At 28.3% G+C, this 16,799-nt stretch carries 21 protein-coding genes; 11 read left to right on the top strand and 10 right to left on the bottom strand.

Annotated features, from left to right (window positions below; genetic code table 11):
• Window positions 1-6: 6 nt before the first annotated feature.
• From AS160_RS04210 to glyA, 4 genes are all read right to left on the bottom strand, one after another.
• Window positions 7-534 carry a TIGR00725 family protein gene (locus AS160_RS04210; protein WP_165145330.1) on the bottom strand — a complete coding sequence of 176 codons (528 nt, stop codon included), beginning with the start codon at window positions 532-534 and terminating at the stop codon, window positions 7-9.
• Between the two features lie 3 nt (window positions 535-537).
• Entirely contained in the window at window positions 538-1,242 is a 705-nt protein-coding gene (lptB, locus tag AS160_RS04205) for an LPS export ABC transporter ATP-binding protein (RefSeq protein ID WP_241244216.1), read from the bottom strand.
• Window positions 1,239-1,736: an OmpH family outer membrane protein gene (locus AS160_RS04200; protein WP_165145327.1), complete on the bottom strand. Its 498-nt coding sequence runs from the start codon at window positions 1,734-1,736 to the stop codon at window positions 1,239-1,241. The genes lptB and AS160_RS04200 overlap by 4 nt, the downstream gene beginning before the upstream one ends.
• 235 nt (window positions 1,737-1,971) lie before the next feature.
• Window positions 1,972-3,243: a serine hydroxymethyltransferase gene (glyA, locus tag AS160_RS04195; RefSeq protein WP_165145324.1), complete on the bottom strand. Its 1,272-nt coding sequence runs from the start codon at window positions 3,241-3,243 to the stop codon at window positions 1,972-1,974.
• Window positions 3,244-3,469: 226 nt separating this feature from the next.
• Between glyA and AS160_RS04190 the strand changes: the two genes are divergently transcribed.
• The 11 genes from AS160_RS04190 (at window position 3,470) to AS160_RS11585 (ending at window position 12,195) form a co-directional block, all read left to right on the top strand.
• Window positions 3,470-4,717, top strand: coding sequence for a PLP-dependent aminotransferase family protein (locus tag AS160_RS04190; protein WP_165145321.1), 1,248 nt, complete (start codon window positions 3,470-3,472; stop codon window positions 4,715-4,717).
• Between the two features lie 19 nt (window positions 4,718-4,736).
• The gene (buk, locus tag AS160_RS04185; RefSeq protein WP_165145318.1) at window positions 4,737-5,801 is read left to right on the top strand and encodes a butyrate kinase; all 1,065 of its coding nucleotides are present in this window, start codon (window positions 4,737-4,739) and stop codon (window positions 5,799-5,801) included.
• A gap of 4 nt (window positions 5,802-5,805) precedes the next feature.
• Window positions 5,806-6,699, top strand: coding sequence for a bifunctional enoyl-CoA hydratase/phosphate acetyltransferase (locus AS160_RS04180; protein WP_165145315.1), 894 nt, complete (start codon window positions 5,806-5,808; stop codon window positions 6,697-6,699).
• A gap of 10 nt (window positions 6,700-6,709) precedes the next feature.
• Complete coding sequence (buk, locus tag AS160_RS04175) at window positions 6,710-7,801, top strand: butyrate kinase (protein ID WP_165145312.1); 1,092 nt, start codon at window positions 6,710-6,712, stop codon at window positions 7,799-7,801.
• Window positions 7,794-8,462: a cobalamin biosynthesis protein CobQ gene (locus AS160_RS04170; protein ID WP_165145309.1), complete on the top strand. Its 669-nt coding sequence runs from the start codon at window positions 7,794-7,796 to the stop codon at window positions 8,460-8,462. The genes buk (AS160_RS04175) and AS160_RS04170 overlap by 8 nt, the downstream gene beginning before the upstream one ends.
• A gap of 14 nt (window positions 8,463-8,476) precedes the next feature.
• Complete coding sequence (locus AS160_RS04165; RefSeq protein ID WP_165145306.1) at window positions 8,477-8,707, top strand: ferredoxin family protein; 231 nt, start codon at window positions 8,477-8,479, stop codon at window positions 8,705-8,707.
• A gap of 12 nt (window positions 8,708-8,719) precedes the next feature.
• Complete coding sequence (locus tag AS160_RS04160; protein ID WP_165145303.1) at window positions 8,720-9,775, top strand: 3-methyl-2-oxobutanoate dehydrogenase subunit VorB; 1,056 nt, start codon at window positions 8,720-8,722, stop codon at window positions 9,773-9,775.
• A gap of 15 nt (window positions 9,776-9,790) precedes the next feature.
• The gene (locus AS160_RS04155) at window positions 9,791-10,546 is read left to right on the top strand and encodes a thiamine pyrophosphate-dependent enzyme (protein ID WP_165145300.1); all 756 of its coding nucleotides are present in this window, start codon (window positions 9,791-9,793) and stop codon (window positions 10,544-10,546) included.
• Entirely contained in the window at window positions 10,543-11,085 is a 543-nt protein-coding gene (locus AS160_RS04150) for a 2-oxoacid:acceptor oxidoreductase family protein (RefSeq protein ID WP_165145297.1), read from the top strand. The genes AS160_RS04155 and AS160_RS04150 overlap by 4 nt, the downstream gene beginning before the upstream one ends.
• A gap of 91 nt (window positions 11,086-11,176) precedes the next feature.
• Window positions 11,177-11,299 (top strand): hypothetical protein, encoded by a 123-nt coding sequence (locus AS160_RS11465; RefSeq protein ID WP_277601275.1) that lies wholly within the window; start codon window positions 11,177-11,179, stop codon window positions 11,297-11,299.
• Between the two features lie 758 nt (window positions 11,300-12,057).
• The gene (locus AS160_RS11585) at window positions 12,058-12,195 is read left to right on the top strand and encodes an IS3 family transposase (RefSeq protein WP_206528081.1); all 138 of its coding nucleotides are present in this window, start codon (window positions 12,058-12,060) and stop codon (window positions 12,193-12,195) included.
• 48 nt (window positions 12,196-12,243) lie between these two features.
• Here AS160_RS11585 and AS160_RS04140 read toward each other — a convergent pair whose 3' ends face one another.
• The 6 genes from AS160_RS04140 to AS160_RS11240 all read right to left on the bottom strand — a co-directional run bounded on the left by AS160_RS04140 (window position 12,244) and on the right by AS160_RS11240 (window position 16,798).
• Window positions 12,244-13,026, bottom strand: coding sequence for a GGDEF domain-containing protein (locus AS160_RS04140; protein WP_165145293.1), 783 nt, complete (start codon window positions 13,024-13,026; stop codon window positions 12,244-12,246).
• A 22-nt stretch (window positions 13,027-13,048) separates the two neighbouring features.
• Window positions 13,049-13,357: a metalloregulator ArsR/SmtB family transcription factor gene (locus AS160_RS04135; protein ID WP_165145290.1), complete on the bottom strand. Its 309-nt coding sequence runs from the start codon at window positions 13,355-13,357 to the stop codon at window positions 13,049-13,051.
• Window positions 13,358-13,443: 86 nt separating this feature from the next.
• On the bottom strand, window positions 13,444-14,712 hold the full coding sequence (locus AS160_RS04130; protein WP_165145287.1) for an FAD-dependent protein: 1,269 nt from the start codon (window positions 14,710-14,712) through the stop codon (window positions 13,444-13,446).
• A gap of 53 nt (window positions 14,713-14,765) precedes the next feature.
• Window positions 14,766-14,945, bottom strand: a complete 180-nt coding sequence (locus AS160_RS04125) for an HTH domain-containing protein (protein ID WP_165145284.1) — start codon at window positions 14,943-14,945, stop codon at window positions 14,766-14,768.
• A gap of 54 nt (window positions 14,946-14,999) precedes the next feature.
• Window positions 15,000-15,782: an SDR family oxidoreductase gene (locus AS160_RS04120; RefSeq protein WP_165145281.1), complete on the bottom strand. Its 783-nt coding sequence runs from the start codon at window positions 15,780-15,782 to the stop codon at window positions 15,000-15,002.
• A 17-nt stretch (window positions 15,783-15,799) separates the two neighbouring features.
• Window positions 15,800-16,798 carry a cytochrome b5 domain-containing protein gene (locus tag AS160_RS11240; RefSeq protein WP_206528080.1) on the bottom strand — a complete coding sequence of 333 codons (999 nt, stop codon included), beginning with the start codon at window positions 16,796-16,798 and terminating at the stop codon, window positions 15,800-15,802.
• Window position 16,799 lies beyond the last annotated feature (1 nt).

Below are 16,799 nucleotides of genomic sequence, written 5' to 3'. Positions count from 1 at the left end.
CCTCCATTATTTTTTTAAGTTGTTTTCTATTTTTTTTAATATTGTTTCTAGATCATCTATATTTTCTATTATATATAATTCAACTAATCTTCTATTATCTAAATATTTTCCATCAATTAAAATATTTTGTATTCTATCTGTCCAACCACCAGTTCCTTTGATTAATATCACTGGCTTTTCATTAGCGTATGCTCCTAAGATTTCAATTCCTGTACCTATTTCTCCACCAACACTTATTACAACATCAACACTTTTTACTAAAACATAAGATCGCATAGAAAAATCTAAACCAGTTTTTATGGAAATATCTAAATATTTATTCCCCTCTATTTCCCAAGGTAATATTCCAACAGTTTTTCCGCCTAATTTTTTTGTTTCTTTGGAAATTAATTCCATTACACCGTTTCTTCCGCCACTAAATAATACCCAATTATTTTTTGTGATAATAGTTGCAATTTGAGTAATTATATTTTTTAAATCGTTTATTGGTTTTTCATCTGGATTACCAGAATATCCTATAACGCCAATATTCATATTTCACCATCCTAAATAATTCTCGATAACATTGATATCTTTTAATACTGCTTCAGGTTCTCCGTATGCTATTACATTACCTTTGTGTAATACATATAATATATCAACAACTTCTGCAATTTCATCGACATTATGATCAGTAACAATAACACCAAGATTTTTTGCTGATAATGATTTTATTATTTTTTGAATATCTTTAACAGTTATAGGATCTATACCGACAAAAGGTTCATCTAATAAAATGAATTTAGGATTAGTTAACAACGTTCTTGCAAATTCTAAACGTCTTTTTTCACCACCTGATAATGAATCTGCAATTTGGTCTTTTAAATCATAAATCCCAAATTCTTCTAAAATGTCTTTTATTACTTTTTCTTTGTTTTCTATTTTTAACATAGTGGCAATTAAATCCATATTATCCCAAACGGTTAAATTCCTAAATACAGAAACTTCTTGTGGAAGATATCCTATACCGTGTTTAGCTCTAATATGAATAGGTAAATGAGTTATGTTTATATCATCTAAAAAAATATCTCCACTTTTAGGAACAACTATGCCTAAAATTGATTTAAATAATGTAGATTTACCAGCACCATTGGGACCTAAAATCCCAACGATTTTACCGGTGCTGGCTTCAAAATCTACGCTATTTAAAACAATTTTTTTTCCATATTTTTTTGTTATTTTTTTACAATGGATATAGCTCATTTTTTTAATAATTCTATAATTTGTGGTGTGATGTCAACTAAATCATCAGCGTATATAACTGATGGTTCATACAATACCAAATTATATCCATTTTCTTTAGAATATTCAATTACTTTATTTTTGATTTCTTCAAGTAATTGATTTGTTTTTTGAGTGTATTCATCTTGAATAGCTTTTTGATATTCGCTAATTCTTGTTTGTAATTCTTGTTGTTTTTGTGTTAGTTCTTCCTGTGAAGCACCAGAGCTTTTTAAATTTTGATAATCTTCTTGCATTTTATTTATTTTATTTTGATAATATGCAAGATCATTCTTGTACTTTTCTTGTAAATCAACCCATTTATAATAGGTTTGAGTTACTTTTTCCATTTGTACAAATGCAATTTTTAGATCTTTACCCGTTTGTTTGGATTCTTCTGATATACCCACCTTGGGAATAAACAAAAACGCTAATAAAACAACTGCTACAATAAAAAGTTTTGAAAAATTTTTCATTAAAAAACACCTCCTAAAAATTTCTTCTTATTATTATACCATTTTTTATAATCTTTTTAATATACAATATGTTTTGCTTTTCTTAATTTATAATACATATTTTTGAATAATAAATTGACATTGTTTTAACAAAATAATGATAGTATTATTATACCCCTATCCTCCTTAAAATAAATTTATTCGGAGCTTTTTAGCTCCTTTTTTTATATTAAATATAAAAGCCCCGAAGGGCTTATTATAATAATTTACCTTTATATAATGGGAATTTTTCGCAAAGATCTTTTATTTTATTTTTCATATTTATTTTAAATTCTTCATCTAAGTTTCCTTCTTCATCTTTTATGTTTGTTATTATCTCATTAATCAATTGTGCTATAATAACCATTTCTTCTTCTTTCATACCTCTTGTTGTAACTGCCGGAGTACCAATTCTTATACCGCTAGTTACAAATGGGGATCTTGTTTCTTTAGGAATAGTGTTTTTGTTTACAGTAATGCCTGCTTCTTCTAAAGCTTTTTCAGCAGCTTTACCTGTAACGCCTTTTTCGTTTAAATCTACTAGGAATAAATGTGAATCTGTTCCTCCAGAAACGATTCTAAAACCTAATTTTTCCATTTCAGCTGCTAATTTTTTTGCATTTTTTATTACTTGTTTTTGATATTCTTTAAATTCTGGAGATAAAGCTTCTTTAAAGGCTACAGCCTTTGCTGCAATAACATGCATTAATGGTCCGCCTTGAATACCAGGGAAAATAGATTTATTTATTAATTTGTATAATTCTTTATCATTAGTTAATATCATTCCGCCTCTAGGACCTCTTAATGTTTTATGAGTTGTTGTAGTTACAACATGCGCATATTCTAATGGGTTAGGATATAATCCTGCTGCTACTAATCCAGCAAAGTGTGACATATCAACCACTAAATAAGCTCCAACTTTATCAGCTATCTCTCTAAATCTTTTAAAGTCTATTATTCTTGCATAAGCACTACCACCAGCTACTATAACCTTTGGTTTATGTTCTAAAGCTAATTTTTCTACTTCATCATAGTCTATAACTTCTGTTTCTTCGTTAACGCCATATTGCACAACATTAAAAATTGTTCCAGAAAAGTTTACTGAAGCTCCGTGAGTTAAGTGTCCACCATGACTTAATGACATTCCCATTAATGTATCTCCAGTTTTCATTAATGCTAAATAAACACCCATATTTGCTTGAGAACCTGAATGAGGTTGAACATTAGCATATTTAGCATTAAATAATTCTTTTGCTCTGTTTCTAGCTAAAGTTTCTGCTTCATCTACAAATTCACAACCCCCATAATATCTTTTTTTAGGATAACCTTCTGCGTATTTATTTGTTAATACACTTCCCATTGCTTCCATTACAGCTAACGATGCAAAATTTTCAGAAGCAATTAATTCCAATCCATACTCTTGTCTTTTTAATTCTTTCATAACGATTTCATGAATCTCAGGGTCAATTAACTTTAAATTATCCCACATTTCTAATCCTCCTTTTATTTTTTTATGTCGATTATATTATACTATATAATTTTTTTAATTACTAATCAATTTATTGAAAAAAATTTCGTGAAATTTTTTTCACACAGTATATAATTATTCATAATTGTATATAACTAGATATATACAGCTCTAATCAACTTTGTAAAAAAAAATTAAAAAGTGTAAAATAAAATTGATAAAAAATTATTACTTGGAGGTGTGAAAAATGTCTTTTGAAAAAAAATACTCGGTTACAGTACAAAGAATCAAATCGAATATCATTAGGGAATTGTTAAAAACAGCTACTCAAGAAGGTATTATATCTTTTGGCGGTGGTATACCAGATCCTGAAACTTTCCCAATAAAAAAAATAGCTGATATTTCTAATGAAGTGATAACAAATGAATACAAAATAGCTTTACAATATGGTTCTACAGAAGGAGATCCTGAATTACTAAAACAATATATTAAATTATTAGAGAAACATGAAGGAATTACAGGATTAACAGAACAAAACCTAATGATTACTACAGGTTCTCAGCAAGCTTTGTATATTATAGGAACTGTTTTTCTAGATGAAGATAGTTATTGTGCTGTAAGTAAACCTATTTATTTAGGTGCAGGTAGTGCATTTAATCAAAGAAATCCAAATTATATTAGTATTCCTTTAGAAAAAGATGGTATGAATATTGATGTATTAGAAGAAGAATTAAAAAAACTTGAAAAAGAAGGAAAAATAGATAAATTTAAATTTGTATATACTGTAAGTAATTTCCACAATCCTGCAGGTGTTTCCTTATCATTAGAGAAAAGGAAAAGATTAATAGAATTAGCCGAAAAATATGATTTTATAATTATTGAAGATGATCCATATGGTGCATTAAGGTTTGAAGGGGAAAAACAACCAAGTATTTTTAAATTGAACAATGGAGAAAGAGTTGTTATGTTAAATACATTTAGTAAGGTTCTTTCACCTGGATTAAGAATTGGAGTTATAGTTGGAAACAAAGAATTAATTAGAAAAATGGTTTTAGCTAAACAAGGAATGGATTTGTGTTCAGCTGCTTTAACTCAAAGAATAGCTGCTAGATTTATTGAAAAATATGATTTATTTGAAGAAATTAAGCCTACTATTGAAATATACAAACAAAAGAAAGACAAATTTATGGAAGCTTTAGATAAGTATTTAGGGGATATAGAAGGTATTGACTGGGTAAAACCTGAAGGCGGATTATTCTCTTGGATAACATTGCCCGAAGGTTTTGATACAATGGAAATGTTTGAAATAGCAAAAGAGAAAAAAATTATTTATATTCCAGGTGAAACATTTTATGTAGATAATCCAGATAGAAATACAATGAGAGTTTCTTTCTGTCTTCCTTCATTTGAAGAATTAGAAGAAGGAACAAGGAGATTAAGAGAAACTATAGAAGAATATGCTAAAAGAAAAGGAATTATGTTAAAAACAAAATAATCTCTAGCGAGGTGAAATTATGTATCGAATTTTAGTGATTAATCCAGGATCAACTTCCACAAAAATAGCTATTTTTGAAAATAATAAATTAGCGGTATCTGAAGAATTAACACATTCAATAGAAGAATTAGATAAATATAATAAATTAATGGATCAAATAGATTTAAGAAAAAATGAAGTTGTTAATTTTATAGAAAAATATGGATTTAAAATGACAGATTTTGATGCAATTGCATGTAGAGGAGGTATCTTGCCTCCTTTGGAAAGTGGAACTTATAAAGTTAATGAAGAAATGGTTGATTATTTGAAAAATAAAACAAAGATAGAACATGCATCTAATTTAGCTGCTGTTATTGGCTGGGAATTATCTCAAAATAAAATTCCAGTTTTTATAACTGATCCAGTTTCGGTTGATGAATTCATTACAGAATCTAGAATTTCAGGAATTCCAGAAATTGAAAGAAAAAGTTTATTTCATGCATTAAATATGAAAAGTGTTGCAAGAAGAGCTTCAAAAGAATTAAATAAAAAATATGAAGAGTGCAATTTTATAATAGCTCATCTTGGTGGTGGAATATCAATTGGTGCTCAAGAAAAAGGTAAAATGATAGATGTAAATAATGCAAATGATGAAGGGCCATTTAGTCCAGAAAGAACAGGTGAATTACCTGTTGGAGATTTAGCAAAGGTTGCCTTTTCTGGGAAATATGAAAAAAGAGAGTTAAAAAAGCGATACATAGGGAAAGGTGGATTAGTTGCTTATTTAGGAACAAATGACTTAAGAGAAGCTATGAAAAAAGCAGAAAATGATGTATTTGCTAAAAAAGTAGTCGAAGCTATGGCGTATCAAATTGCCAAAGAAATTGGTGGTATGGCGGCTATATTGAAAGGAAAAGTAGATGCAATAATAATAACTGGTGGTATGGCGAGAAATAAAGAATTTGTAGATGTGATTAAACAAAGAGTTTCTAAGATAGCATTAATTATGTTATATCCTGGTTCATTTGAAATGGAAGCTTTAGCTGAAGGTGCAATAAGAGTTCTTAATAATGAGGAAAAACTCAAAGAGTGGAAGTTGGGGTGAAAATATGAGAATAAATAAAATATTGGATTTAGCAAGAAATCTTGAAGTAAAAAGAACTGTAGGTGTTGCTGCAGCTGAAGATGAAGTAGTTTTAAAAGCAGTTGAAAAAGCTGTAAATGAAGGTATTTGTAATGTAGTATTATATGGTAATGAAAATAAAATAAAAAATATCGCTAATGAAAATAATATTGATTTATCAAAAATGGAAATTGTTCATTGTGTTTCAGATAAAGAATCAGTAATTAAAACAATAGAAGATGTATCTTCTGGGAAAACAGATTTACCAATGAAAGGGCATATTACAACTGGTGAATTATTATCAGTTTATTTAAAAGAAGAGTATGGCTTAAGAACAAAAAGTACAATTAATTTAGTTAGCGTATTTGATATTGAAAAATACCATAAATTATTAATTGTTACAGATGCTGGGATGGTAATTGCACCTACATTAGAACAAAAAGTTGATTCTATTAATAATGCGGTAAAAGTAGCTAATGCTTTAGAAATAGAAATTCCTAAAGTTGCAATAGTTGGTGCATTAGAAAAAGTTAATCAAAAAATGCCTGCAACTATTGATGCTGCAATAATTTCTCAAATGAATAGGCGCGGTCAAATTAAAGGATGCATTGTTGATGGTCCTTTTGCAATGGATAATGCTATATCTAAAGAGGCTGCAGAACAAAAAGGAATTGTTAGTGAAGTAGCTGGAGATGCTGATATAGTTATAATGCCTGATATAGAAGCTGGAAATATTTTTTATAAGTCAATGGTATTTTTATCTGGTGCAAAAGTTTCAAGTACTATTTTAGGTGGTAAAAAACCAGTTGTATTAACATCAAGAGCAGATTCAGATGAAACAAAATTATTGTCTATTGCTTTATCTGTACTCTTGGCATAGGAGGGAAATTATGTATAGAATATTAGTTATCAATCCTGGTTCAACATCTACAAAGTTGGCTATATATGAAGATAATAATTTAATTTCTAAAGAAACAGTTAGACATACAACAGAAGAGTTATCGCCATTTAAACATATCGCTGAACAATATGAGTTTAGAAAAACTGTAATTAAAGAATTTTTAGAAAAATCTGGCTATTCTATTTCAAGTTTTTCTGCAATTATAGGAAGAGGCGGATTGTTAAGACCTATTCCAGGTGGAATATACGAAATAAATGAATTAATGAAAGAAGAATTGAGACAAGGAAAATATGGAGAGCATGCATCAAATTTAGGTGCGTTAATTGCCAATGAATTAGCAAAAGAAGTAAATATTCCATCATATATTGCAGATCCAGTAGTTGTAGATGAATTAGATGAAATTGCAAGATTTTCGGGTCATCCTGACTTTGAGAGAAAATCAATTTTTCATGCACTAAACCAAAAAGCTGTAGCAAGAACAATCGCTGAAAAGATTGGTAAAAAATATGATGAAGTTAATCTAATAGTTGTTCATATGGGGGGCGGAATATCAATAGGAGCCCATAGAAGAGGTAAAGTTGTAGATGTTAATAATGCATTAGATGGCGACGGCCCTTTTACCCCTGAAAGGTCTGGAACATTACCAATGACACAAATTATAGATTTAGCTTATTCTGGAAACATTTCATATGATGAAATGAAAAAAAGAATTAAAGGTAATGGTGGATTAGTTGCATATTTAAATACAAATGATGCTTTAGAAGTACAAAAAAGAGTTGAATCTGGTGATGAATATGCAACATTGATATATAAAGCAATGGCTTTACAAATTTCTAAATGGATTGGAAAAATGGCAGCAGCTCTAAATTTCCAAGTGGATGGTATTGTATTAACAGGTGGATTAGCATATGATAAAGATTATATGGTTAGATGGCTTACAGAACACACACAATTTATAGCTCCAATATATGTTGTCCCTGGCGGAGATGAAGAGAAAGCGCTAGCAGAAGCTGCTCTTAGAGCTCTAAGAGGAGAAGAAAAAGTGAAGAAATATCCTCCTGAGGAGGTAAATAATGCTTAATACTGATTATAAATGTCATATTATTATTGGTATGTTTGGTTCAGGTAAAACAGAAATAGCATTAAATTCAGCTGTTTATTTGAAAGAACAATATGACAACGTAGCTATTGCAGATATTGATGTTATAAGTCCTTATTTTAGAACAAGGGATGAAATTAATTTATTAGAAAATAAGGGAATTAAAGTTATTACTCCACCAAAACAATTTATGCATGCTGATTTACCTATAATTCCTCCTGCAGTCGGTGGATACATAGTTAACCCAGAATATCAAACTATAATTGATGCTGGTGGAAATGAAGATGGTTCAACTGTAGTAGGTTCTTTAAAAAATTTTTTAGATCAAACAAAAACAGCAACATATTTTGTTGTTAATACAAAAAGACCTTTTATGAACACTGTAGAAGATATTATATATTATATTGAGAGATTAGGTGCAAAAGCTAGAAGAAAAGTAGATTTTTTAATTTCAAATTCAAATCTACAAAATGAAACAACAGAGGAAATTATATTAAATGGGGAAGAAATTTTAGGAAAAGTGTCAGAAAAAACGGGAATTCCTATTGCTTTTACAGCTGTTCCAGATTACTTAAAAGAAATTAAAACAAAATATCCTAAATTTATTTTAAATAGGTATTTAGATAAAGTATATCAACTGTAAAAAGGAGGGATACGATGGAATATAAAAACAAGGTTGAAATTGATCAAGAAAGATGTAAGGGATGTGGTCTTTGTATAGATGCATGTCCAACAGGAACATTGGGTTTTTCAGAAGGATTTAACGCTAAAGGGTATCATCCTTCAGCTGTTTTAAATCCAGAAAAATGTATAGGTTGTGGATTTTGTTATCAAATGTGTCCCGATGTTTGTATAACAGTTTATACATTAGAAAAAGCAAAAGCTTAAGGAGGGATATTAATGGCTGAAAAAGTAATGGTAAAAGGTACAGAAGCAATTGGTGAAGCCGCCATAAGGGCTGGATGTAGATTATATTTTGGATACCCTATTACTCCTCAAAGTGAATTAACTGAATATATGTCAAGAAGAATGCCTCAAGTAGATGGAGTATTTTTACAAGCAGAAAGTGAAGTTGCTGCAGTTAATATGTTGTATGGTGCTGCATCAACAGGACATAGAGTTATGACTTCAACATCTTCTCCAGGATATAGTTTAATGCAAGAAGGTGTTTCATATATAGCAGGTGCTGAATTACCAGTTGTTTTTGTTAACGTTGTTAGAGGCGGACCTGGTTTAGGAGATATTCAACCTGCACAAAGTGATTATTTCCAAGCTACTAAAGGTGGAGGACATGGTGATTATAGATTAGTTGTATATGGTCCTGAGTCCTTACAAGAAGCTGTTGAATTAACAGAAAAAGCTTTTGATGTAGCTGATGAATATAGAAATCCTGTATTAATTTTAGCAGATGGGTTATTAGGACAAATGATGGAACCTGTTGAATTTCCAGAATATAGAGATTTAAATACATTACCAGATCATAGCTCATGGGCTATGCAAGGTGCAAAAGGCAGAGAACCACATAAAATTACTTCATTTGATATTAATGAACATGTATTAGAACAAATGAATTTAAGATACCAAGAAAAATATAAGAAAATAATAGAAAAAGAACAAATGTGGGAAGAATACAAAACAGAAGATGCTGATATTATCATAGTAGCTTATGGTACAATGGGAAGAATTGCTAAAACTATTGTTAATATGGCAAGAGAAAAAGGAGTAAAAGCTGGTTTATTAAGACCTATAACTTTATGGCCTTTCCCATATGAAATAATTTCTAAATTAGCTGATCAAGCAAAATTATTCTTTACAGTAGAAATGAGTATGGGACAAATGGTTGAAGATGTTAAGCTAGCAGTAAATGGTAAGAAACCTGTAGAATTTTATGGAAGAACTGGTGGAGTTGTTCCTACTCCAAATGAAGTATTAGCAAAATTAATGGAATTGATATAAGAAAGGAGGAAAATTATGTCTTATAAAATAAAATTAAAAGGTCCTGAAGCATTAAGTGGAAAAGAATTCACATATTGTCCAGGATGTCATCACGGGATAGTGCATAGATTAATTGCTGAAGTAATAGATGAATTAGGAATAAGAGAAAAAACATTAATGGTTGCTCCAGTAGGTTGTTCAGTTTTTGCATATGAATTTTTTGATGTAGATGGAACAGTCGCTCCACATGGTAGAGCTCCAGCTGTAGCTACTGGAATGAAAAGAGCAATGCCAGAAAATGTTGTATTTACATATCAAGGAGACGGTGATTTAGCTGCAATAGGAACTGCAGAAATTATTCATGCTGCTAATAGAGGAGAAAAAATTACAACAATATTTATTAACAATGCTATTTACGGTATGACAGGTGGTCAAATGGCTCCAACTACATTGTTAGGGATGAAAACAACAACTTCTCCATATGGAAGAAGTGCTGAAAATGAAGGATATCCATTACATATGGCTGAAATATTGTCTAATTTACCAGGTGTAGCATTCTTAGCAAGAACAAAAGTAAATAAACCGCAAGACGTATTGAAAACAAAAAAATTAATTAAAAAGGCATTTTTAGCTCAAATTGAAGGAAAAGGTTTTGGAATGGTTGAAGTATTATCAACATGTCCAACTAATTGGGGAGTTCCTCCTGTAGAAGCAAATAAATGGTTGGAAGAAAATTTAGTTCCTGAATTTCCTTTAGGTGTTTATGTTGACAAGGTGGGTGATGAAAAATGAAACATCATGCATTTATAGCAGCTGGTTTTGGCGGACAAGGTGTAATGTTATTTGGAAAAATATTATCTTTAGCTGCAATGAATGAAAACTTATATACTACTTGGTTACCTTCATATGGTCCTGAAATGCGTGGAGGTACAGCAAATTGTACTGTTGTTATATCAGAAGAATATATAGCTTCTCCAGTTGTTGACCAACCTACAGAAGTTATAGCTTTTAACATACCTTCTATGTATAAATTTGAAAAATTATTACCTGAAAATGGTATTTTATTATTAAATTCATCCGTTATTGATAGAGACCCTGAAAGAAACGATATCCAAGTATATAAAATACCTGCAAATGAAATTGCTGATGAATTAGGTAATGTAAAAGTTCAAAATATGGTTATGTTAGGAGCTTATTTAAAAGCAACAAATGCTGTTTCTTTTGATTCTGTAAAAAAAGCTTTAGAAAAATCATTAAAAGGTTCTAAAGCAAATTTATTAGATATTAATTTAAAAGCTATTGAATCAGGAATGAATGCTTTAGTAAAATAAAAACAACCCCTTGTTTGATCTGACCCCAAAAAATGAAACAATAAAAAAACACCCCCGAAAGTGATAAAATAAAAGTAGGGGGTGTTTTTTAATGGCAAAGAAAGGACAGAAGTTTAGAAAGTATTCGGAAGAGTTTAAAGAAGAAGTAGTAATTGAAAAATTACCGTACCAAACAATAGCAAAAATGTACTCAATAGATAAGACAAGAGAATAAAAAATGCAAAAATAGAAGGAACACCAAGCAAAAAGCGAGGAAGACCTAAAAAAGAAAGTATAGAGGAAGAAATGATGAGATTAAAAGCAGAAAATGCATATTTGAGATTATGAAGAAATAGAAAATGACCCTAAAAAAAATAAGAATAATAGATTAAAAGAGAACTATCCAATAACATTATTATGTAAAATAGCAGGGATATCGAGGAATAGTTATTATAGATACATAAGAGGAATAAAAAGAGATACAGAATTAAGAGATTGAAGTATATTTTAAATTTAAAGGAAGATATGTATCTAGAAGACATATATTCGCAAAAAATAATCAATCATAAAAGAGTGTATAGAATAATGATTAAAAGCTAAAATAAGAAAAACAAATAAACAAAGAATAATAAGTTATAACAATATTGAAATTAAGAATAATATTCTTAAAAGGAATTTTAAAACCAAAGAACCAAGAACAAAATTTGTTTCAGATATAACAGAAATAAAAGCAAAAGATGGAAAATTATTCTTATCTGTAATACAAGATTTATATAATAATGAAATAGTAAGTTTAAGTGTTACAAATGATATGATGCGTAAACACTTTGAAAAAATGGTTAGAATCAAATGAAAAAATGCTATTTTTCATACTGATAGAGGCTTTTAATATACTCATCTATATGTTATAAATTTATTAAAAGATCATGAGATAATTCAAAGTATGTCAAAATTTCTATTGACAATGCACCAATTGAAAGTTTCTTTGGTCATTTGAAATGTTTATATTCAAGAACAAAAAACAAATATATTGATATTATAGAAGATTACATAAATTTCTATAATAATGAGAGGTTTCAATCAAGATTAAATAATATGGCCCCAGTAGAGTACTGGAACCATGTTGGATAAATCCATTATTTTGTGCTTTTTTTAATTGTACCACTTTCGTGGGGCATATCAGTTATAGGGGGGGTATTCATATATAATTACTTTATTTTTTCCACTGCTTTTAGCTTTGTATAATGCTATATCAGCTTCTTTTATCATCTGATCTAAATTTTTATTATCTTCAAATATTGAAATTCCCTGGCTTATAGTAATTTTAATATTATAACCATTTATTTTAATTATATAATCTTCTACCTTTTTCCTTAATCTTTCAGCAACAGTAATAGCTTCATTTTTATTTACATGTGAAATAATAACAAGAAATTCTTCACCGCCTAATCTACCTATATTATCATAATATCTAATATTAGAAGAAAGTAATTTAGATATTTCTCTTAATACAGCATCACCAGAATCATGACCGTATAGATCATTTACTTTTTTAAAATTATCAAAATCAATCATTGATAATGCAAATGAAAAATTTTCTCTTTTTGCTCTTTCAATTTCTTTTTTTAAAATATCCGTTATAGCTCTCCTATTATATACCTTAGTAAGATAATCTATTAATAGCAAATCATTTAATTTTTCAATTTTTTTTATCCTATTTATACCAAGCATAATTTTATAATTTAATTCCTCGATATTAATTGGATTTAATATAAAATCTTCAGCTTTTAAAATTTCATCATTAAGTTTATCAACAACTAATATTGTATAAATATCATATTTTTTTTCTCTTGAAATAATAACATCAGCAGAATTTAAATCTGCTTTGTCTAAGAAATTATATTCAAATTTTATCTTTTTTAAGTCATTATTACTGATAATATTTTTTTCTATTAAAATCATAATAATATTATAACATAAATTTTTACTTATTTATCATTTTGCTTGCTTCATTTAATTCCATGTGAATAATTCTTTTAGCATCATCCAAAAGTTTAGTAATAGCTTCATGTTTTATTTCGCAATTAACTATATTCCCATCTTTTGTTTTTAATATAATACCAGAACTCTCTAAAATTTTTAAATGTTGTGAAACACTAGATTGTGTTAGCCCAATTTCATCAGCAATTTCAAGAACATTGCGTTTTTTATCACATAAAATTTTTAATATTCTCAATCTGGTAGGATTAGCTAAAGCTTTAAATATATCTGCAACTAAAACACATTCATCCATAATATAACCTCACATAATAGTATTATAATTTTGTTAAATAATTATATAATATAAGTATTAAATTTTGTTTTTATTAATTTTAATTATTAAATTAATTTTCTAGCTTCTAATATTCCATGCGCTGTTGCGTGGACAATACTTCTAGTATGACCCGAACAATCTCCAATAAACTTTAAATTTTTAAATAATTCATTATCTATTTTTTTCCCATAAAACTTAACTTCTACACCATATAATAAATTTTCATCATCTGCAATTCCAGGGATTATTTTATTTAAATTGTCTATAAATTCTACTAATGATTGTGAAGTTTTACTTGGAAATACTAAATTTAAATCTCCTAAAACATATTCTTCTTGATTAAGAGTAGGAAATACCTTCCATAATTTTTTAGTTCTTTTTCCTTTTTTAAAATCACCATATGTTTGTAAAATAACTTTATCTCCACCCGCTAAAATATTTGATAGTTTAGCTATATATGATCCATATCCATTAGGATCATTGAATGGTTTAGTAAATGAATGAGTTACTAAAATTGCAAAATTAGTATTTGTTGATTTTTGATCATGTATAGCGTGACCATTTACTGTTATAAAATCTGAATATTTTTCTGTAACTACATATCCAGAAGGATTATTGCAAAATGTTCTAACTATTTGCCCATTTGAAGATTTAAATTTTACTTTAAATTCATATAGTGCTTCATTTAATTCTTTTACAACAATATCAGGTAATTCAAACCTAACTCCTAAATCTACTTTTGTATTAGATAAAATAATATCCGGATATTTTTTGGATAATGTATCTATTAATTTAAAACCACTTCTTCCAACTGCAACATATACTTTATCAAAAAACTCTTCAAATTCTTCTCTTGTTTCTCTATTTAAATATATTATTTTTATTCTATCATTTATTTCAATATCTTTTACGAATGAATTAAATCTAAATTCTATACCTTTATCAACAAATTCTTTATGGGCGTTTTTTAAAAAAACTTTTAGTTTATCTGTACCTATATGAAAAAATTCTGATTCAACTAATTTAAACCCGTTTATAAAAAATTGTTTTTCTAATTCATTAACATTTTCTCTTGATCCTATTTCTGGTTCTGTTTCAGATAACTTTGAATAATAATCAACAATATCTTTTTGCAATTGTTTATCAAATAATATTTCTTCTAAGTCTCCTCCCATTTCTGATGATACAAACAATTTCCCATCTGCTCTAATTCCACTTATAGATGAGGAAAAAATGTCTTTGTTCATTTCAAAAACTACGACATCATTCGAAGAATCAATTTCTTTTAAAAAGCCTACAGCAGCAGCACCAAAACCTATAACACCAATTTTCATATTATCCCTCCTCAAAAAAAAATAGACTGAAACCATATGGTTTCAGTCTATTATTATTTCTTTATAGTGTAGTAACATCTTTTTGGAGATTCAATTTTCTCCTCTTTTTTTAATTCTTTAATAGCCTTATCAACTAATTTTTTATCAATACCAGCTTTTTCAGCAATTTCGCCAGCTTTTAATGGCTCATTTGATTCAGATAGAACTCTAATTACCAATTCAACTGCATCCATTGAAATCCCTCCTTACAGAGTAATTATATTATATTTTTTATATTTTGTCAATATTTAATTCAATTCTTTTTGAATATTCATTACCATTTTAGGAACTATTTTTCTTGGAGTAAACCTAATTGAAAAGGCTAAAATTTTATTCCTAAATCCAGGAATAATAACTTGTTTTTTCTTCATTAAACCATAATATGCAATCTCGGCTACTTTATCAGCTCTCATAGGTTTTAATGTGTGGAATAATCTTGATTTTTCCATGTTTGCCCTTTTTACAAAATCTGTAGAAGTTGCACCTGGGCATAATGCACTAACAGAAATATTCATATCCTTTAATTCCTCATTTAAAGCTTCACTAAAACTTAATACATATGCTTTTGAAGCATAATAATTAGCCATTAAAGGTCCAGGTTGAAAAGCAGCTGTTGATGCAACATTTAAAATTTTACCCTCATTATTTTTTATCATATCGTCTAAGAATAATTTAGTTAAATGAACTAATGTAACAACATTTAACTGAATCATGTTTAATTCTTTTTCTATGTTTAGATTATAAAATTTGCCAAAAGTCGCATATCCTGCATTATTTACTAAGATATTTACAAAAATTTTCTTTTCTTTAATTTCATTATATAATTCTTTTGGGGAATTAGAAATAGATAAATCTTTTTTTATTGCTTCTACTTTTATATTGTATTTATTTTCCAAATCTTCCTTTATCTTTTGTAATTTATCAAAACTTCTTGCAACTAAAACTAAATTATGCCCATTTTTTGCAAATATTCTTGCTAATTCTAATCCTATTCCACCGGATGCTCCTGTTATTAATGTGTATTTTTTCATATATACCTCCATTCCTCTTATTTTAATAGAAATCCTATTTTGTATACATTACTTAATTTTCCCAATCCATGTGGTGATAATTCTGTTATTTCATAAGTTAATTCTTTACCAGCAACAATACCATTTTTATGCTTTCCATTCTTCCAAGCCTTTGAATAAGTTACATCATATATAATACCATTTACCGCTACATATGATTTATTGTCATTTTTCCCATTATACTTTGATAATTCTTTTTCGTCCATTGCAAAATATCCGATCTTATATACATTACTTAATTTTCCTAATCCGTGAGGAGATAATTCTGTTATTTCATAAGTTAATTCTTTACCAGAAATAATCCCATTTTTATGTTCTCCATTTTTCCATGCTTTCGAATAACTCATATCATATACAATCTCGTTTACTGCAACATATGATTTTTTGCCATCTTTCCCGTTGAACATTTTTAAATCTTTGGGTGTAATTATTAATATACCTACTGGATAAACGTTATCTAATTTTTTTAACCCATGAGGAGATAATTCTATTATCTCATATGTTAACTCTTTACCAGCAACAATACCCTTTTTATGTTCTCCATTTTCCCAAGCTTTTGAATGAGTTACATCATATACAATACCATTTACTGCAATATAAGATTTATTTTCATTAGAATTCTTAAGATCATTTAAAGTAAAGCCTAAAATTCCTATATATTCTATATTATCTAATTTATTTAATCCATGAGGAGAATTTTCTATTATTTCATATGTTAACTCTTTACCAGCAACAATACCCTTTTTATGCTCTCCATTTTTCCATGACTTTGAATAAGTTACATCGTATATAATACCATTTACAGATATCCATGAATCAAAACCGTTATCTCCATTATTTCTCATTAACTCTTTATACGGAATTATTTTATATTTTGTTCCTAAATCATCAAATTTTACATCTAAAATATTTACATATTCACCATATACCACTAATCCCAAAATAAATACACTAATCAATACTAAAATTTTTTTCATA

The sequence above is a fragment of the Marinitoga sp. 38H-ov genome (assembly GCF_011057715.1).
Classification (GTDB): Bacteria; Thermotogota; Thermotogae; order Petrotogales; family Petrotogaceae; genus Marinitoga.
The sequence above is the reverse complement of the archived record's forward strand: the minus strand, read 5'-3'. Positions and strand labels throughout refer to the sequence as shown.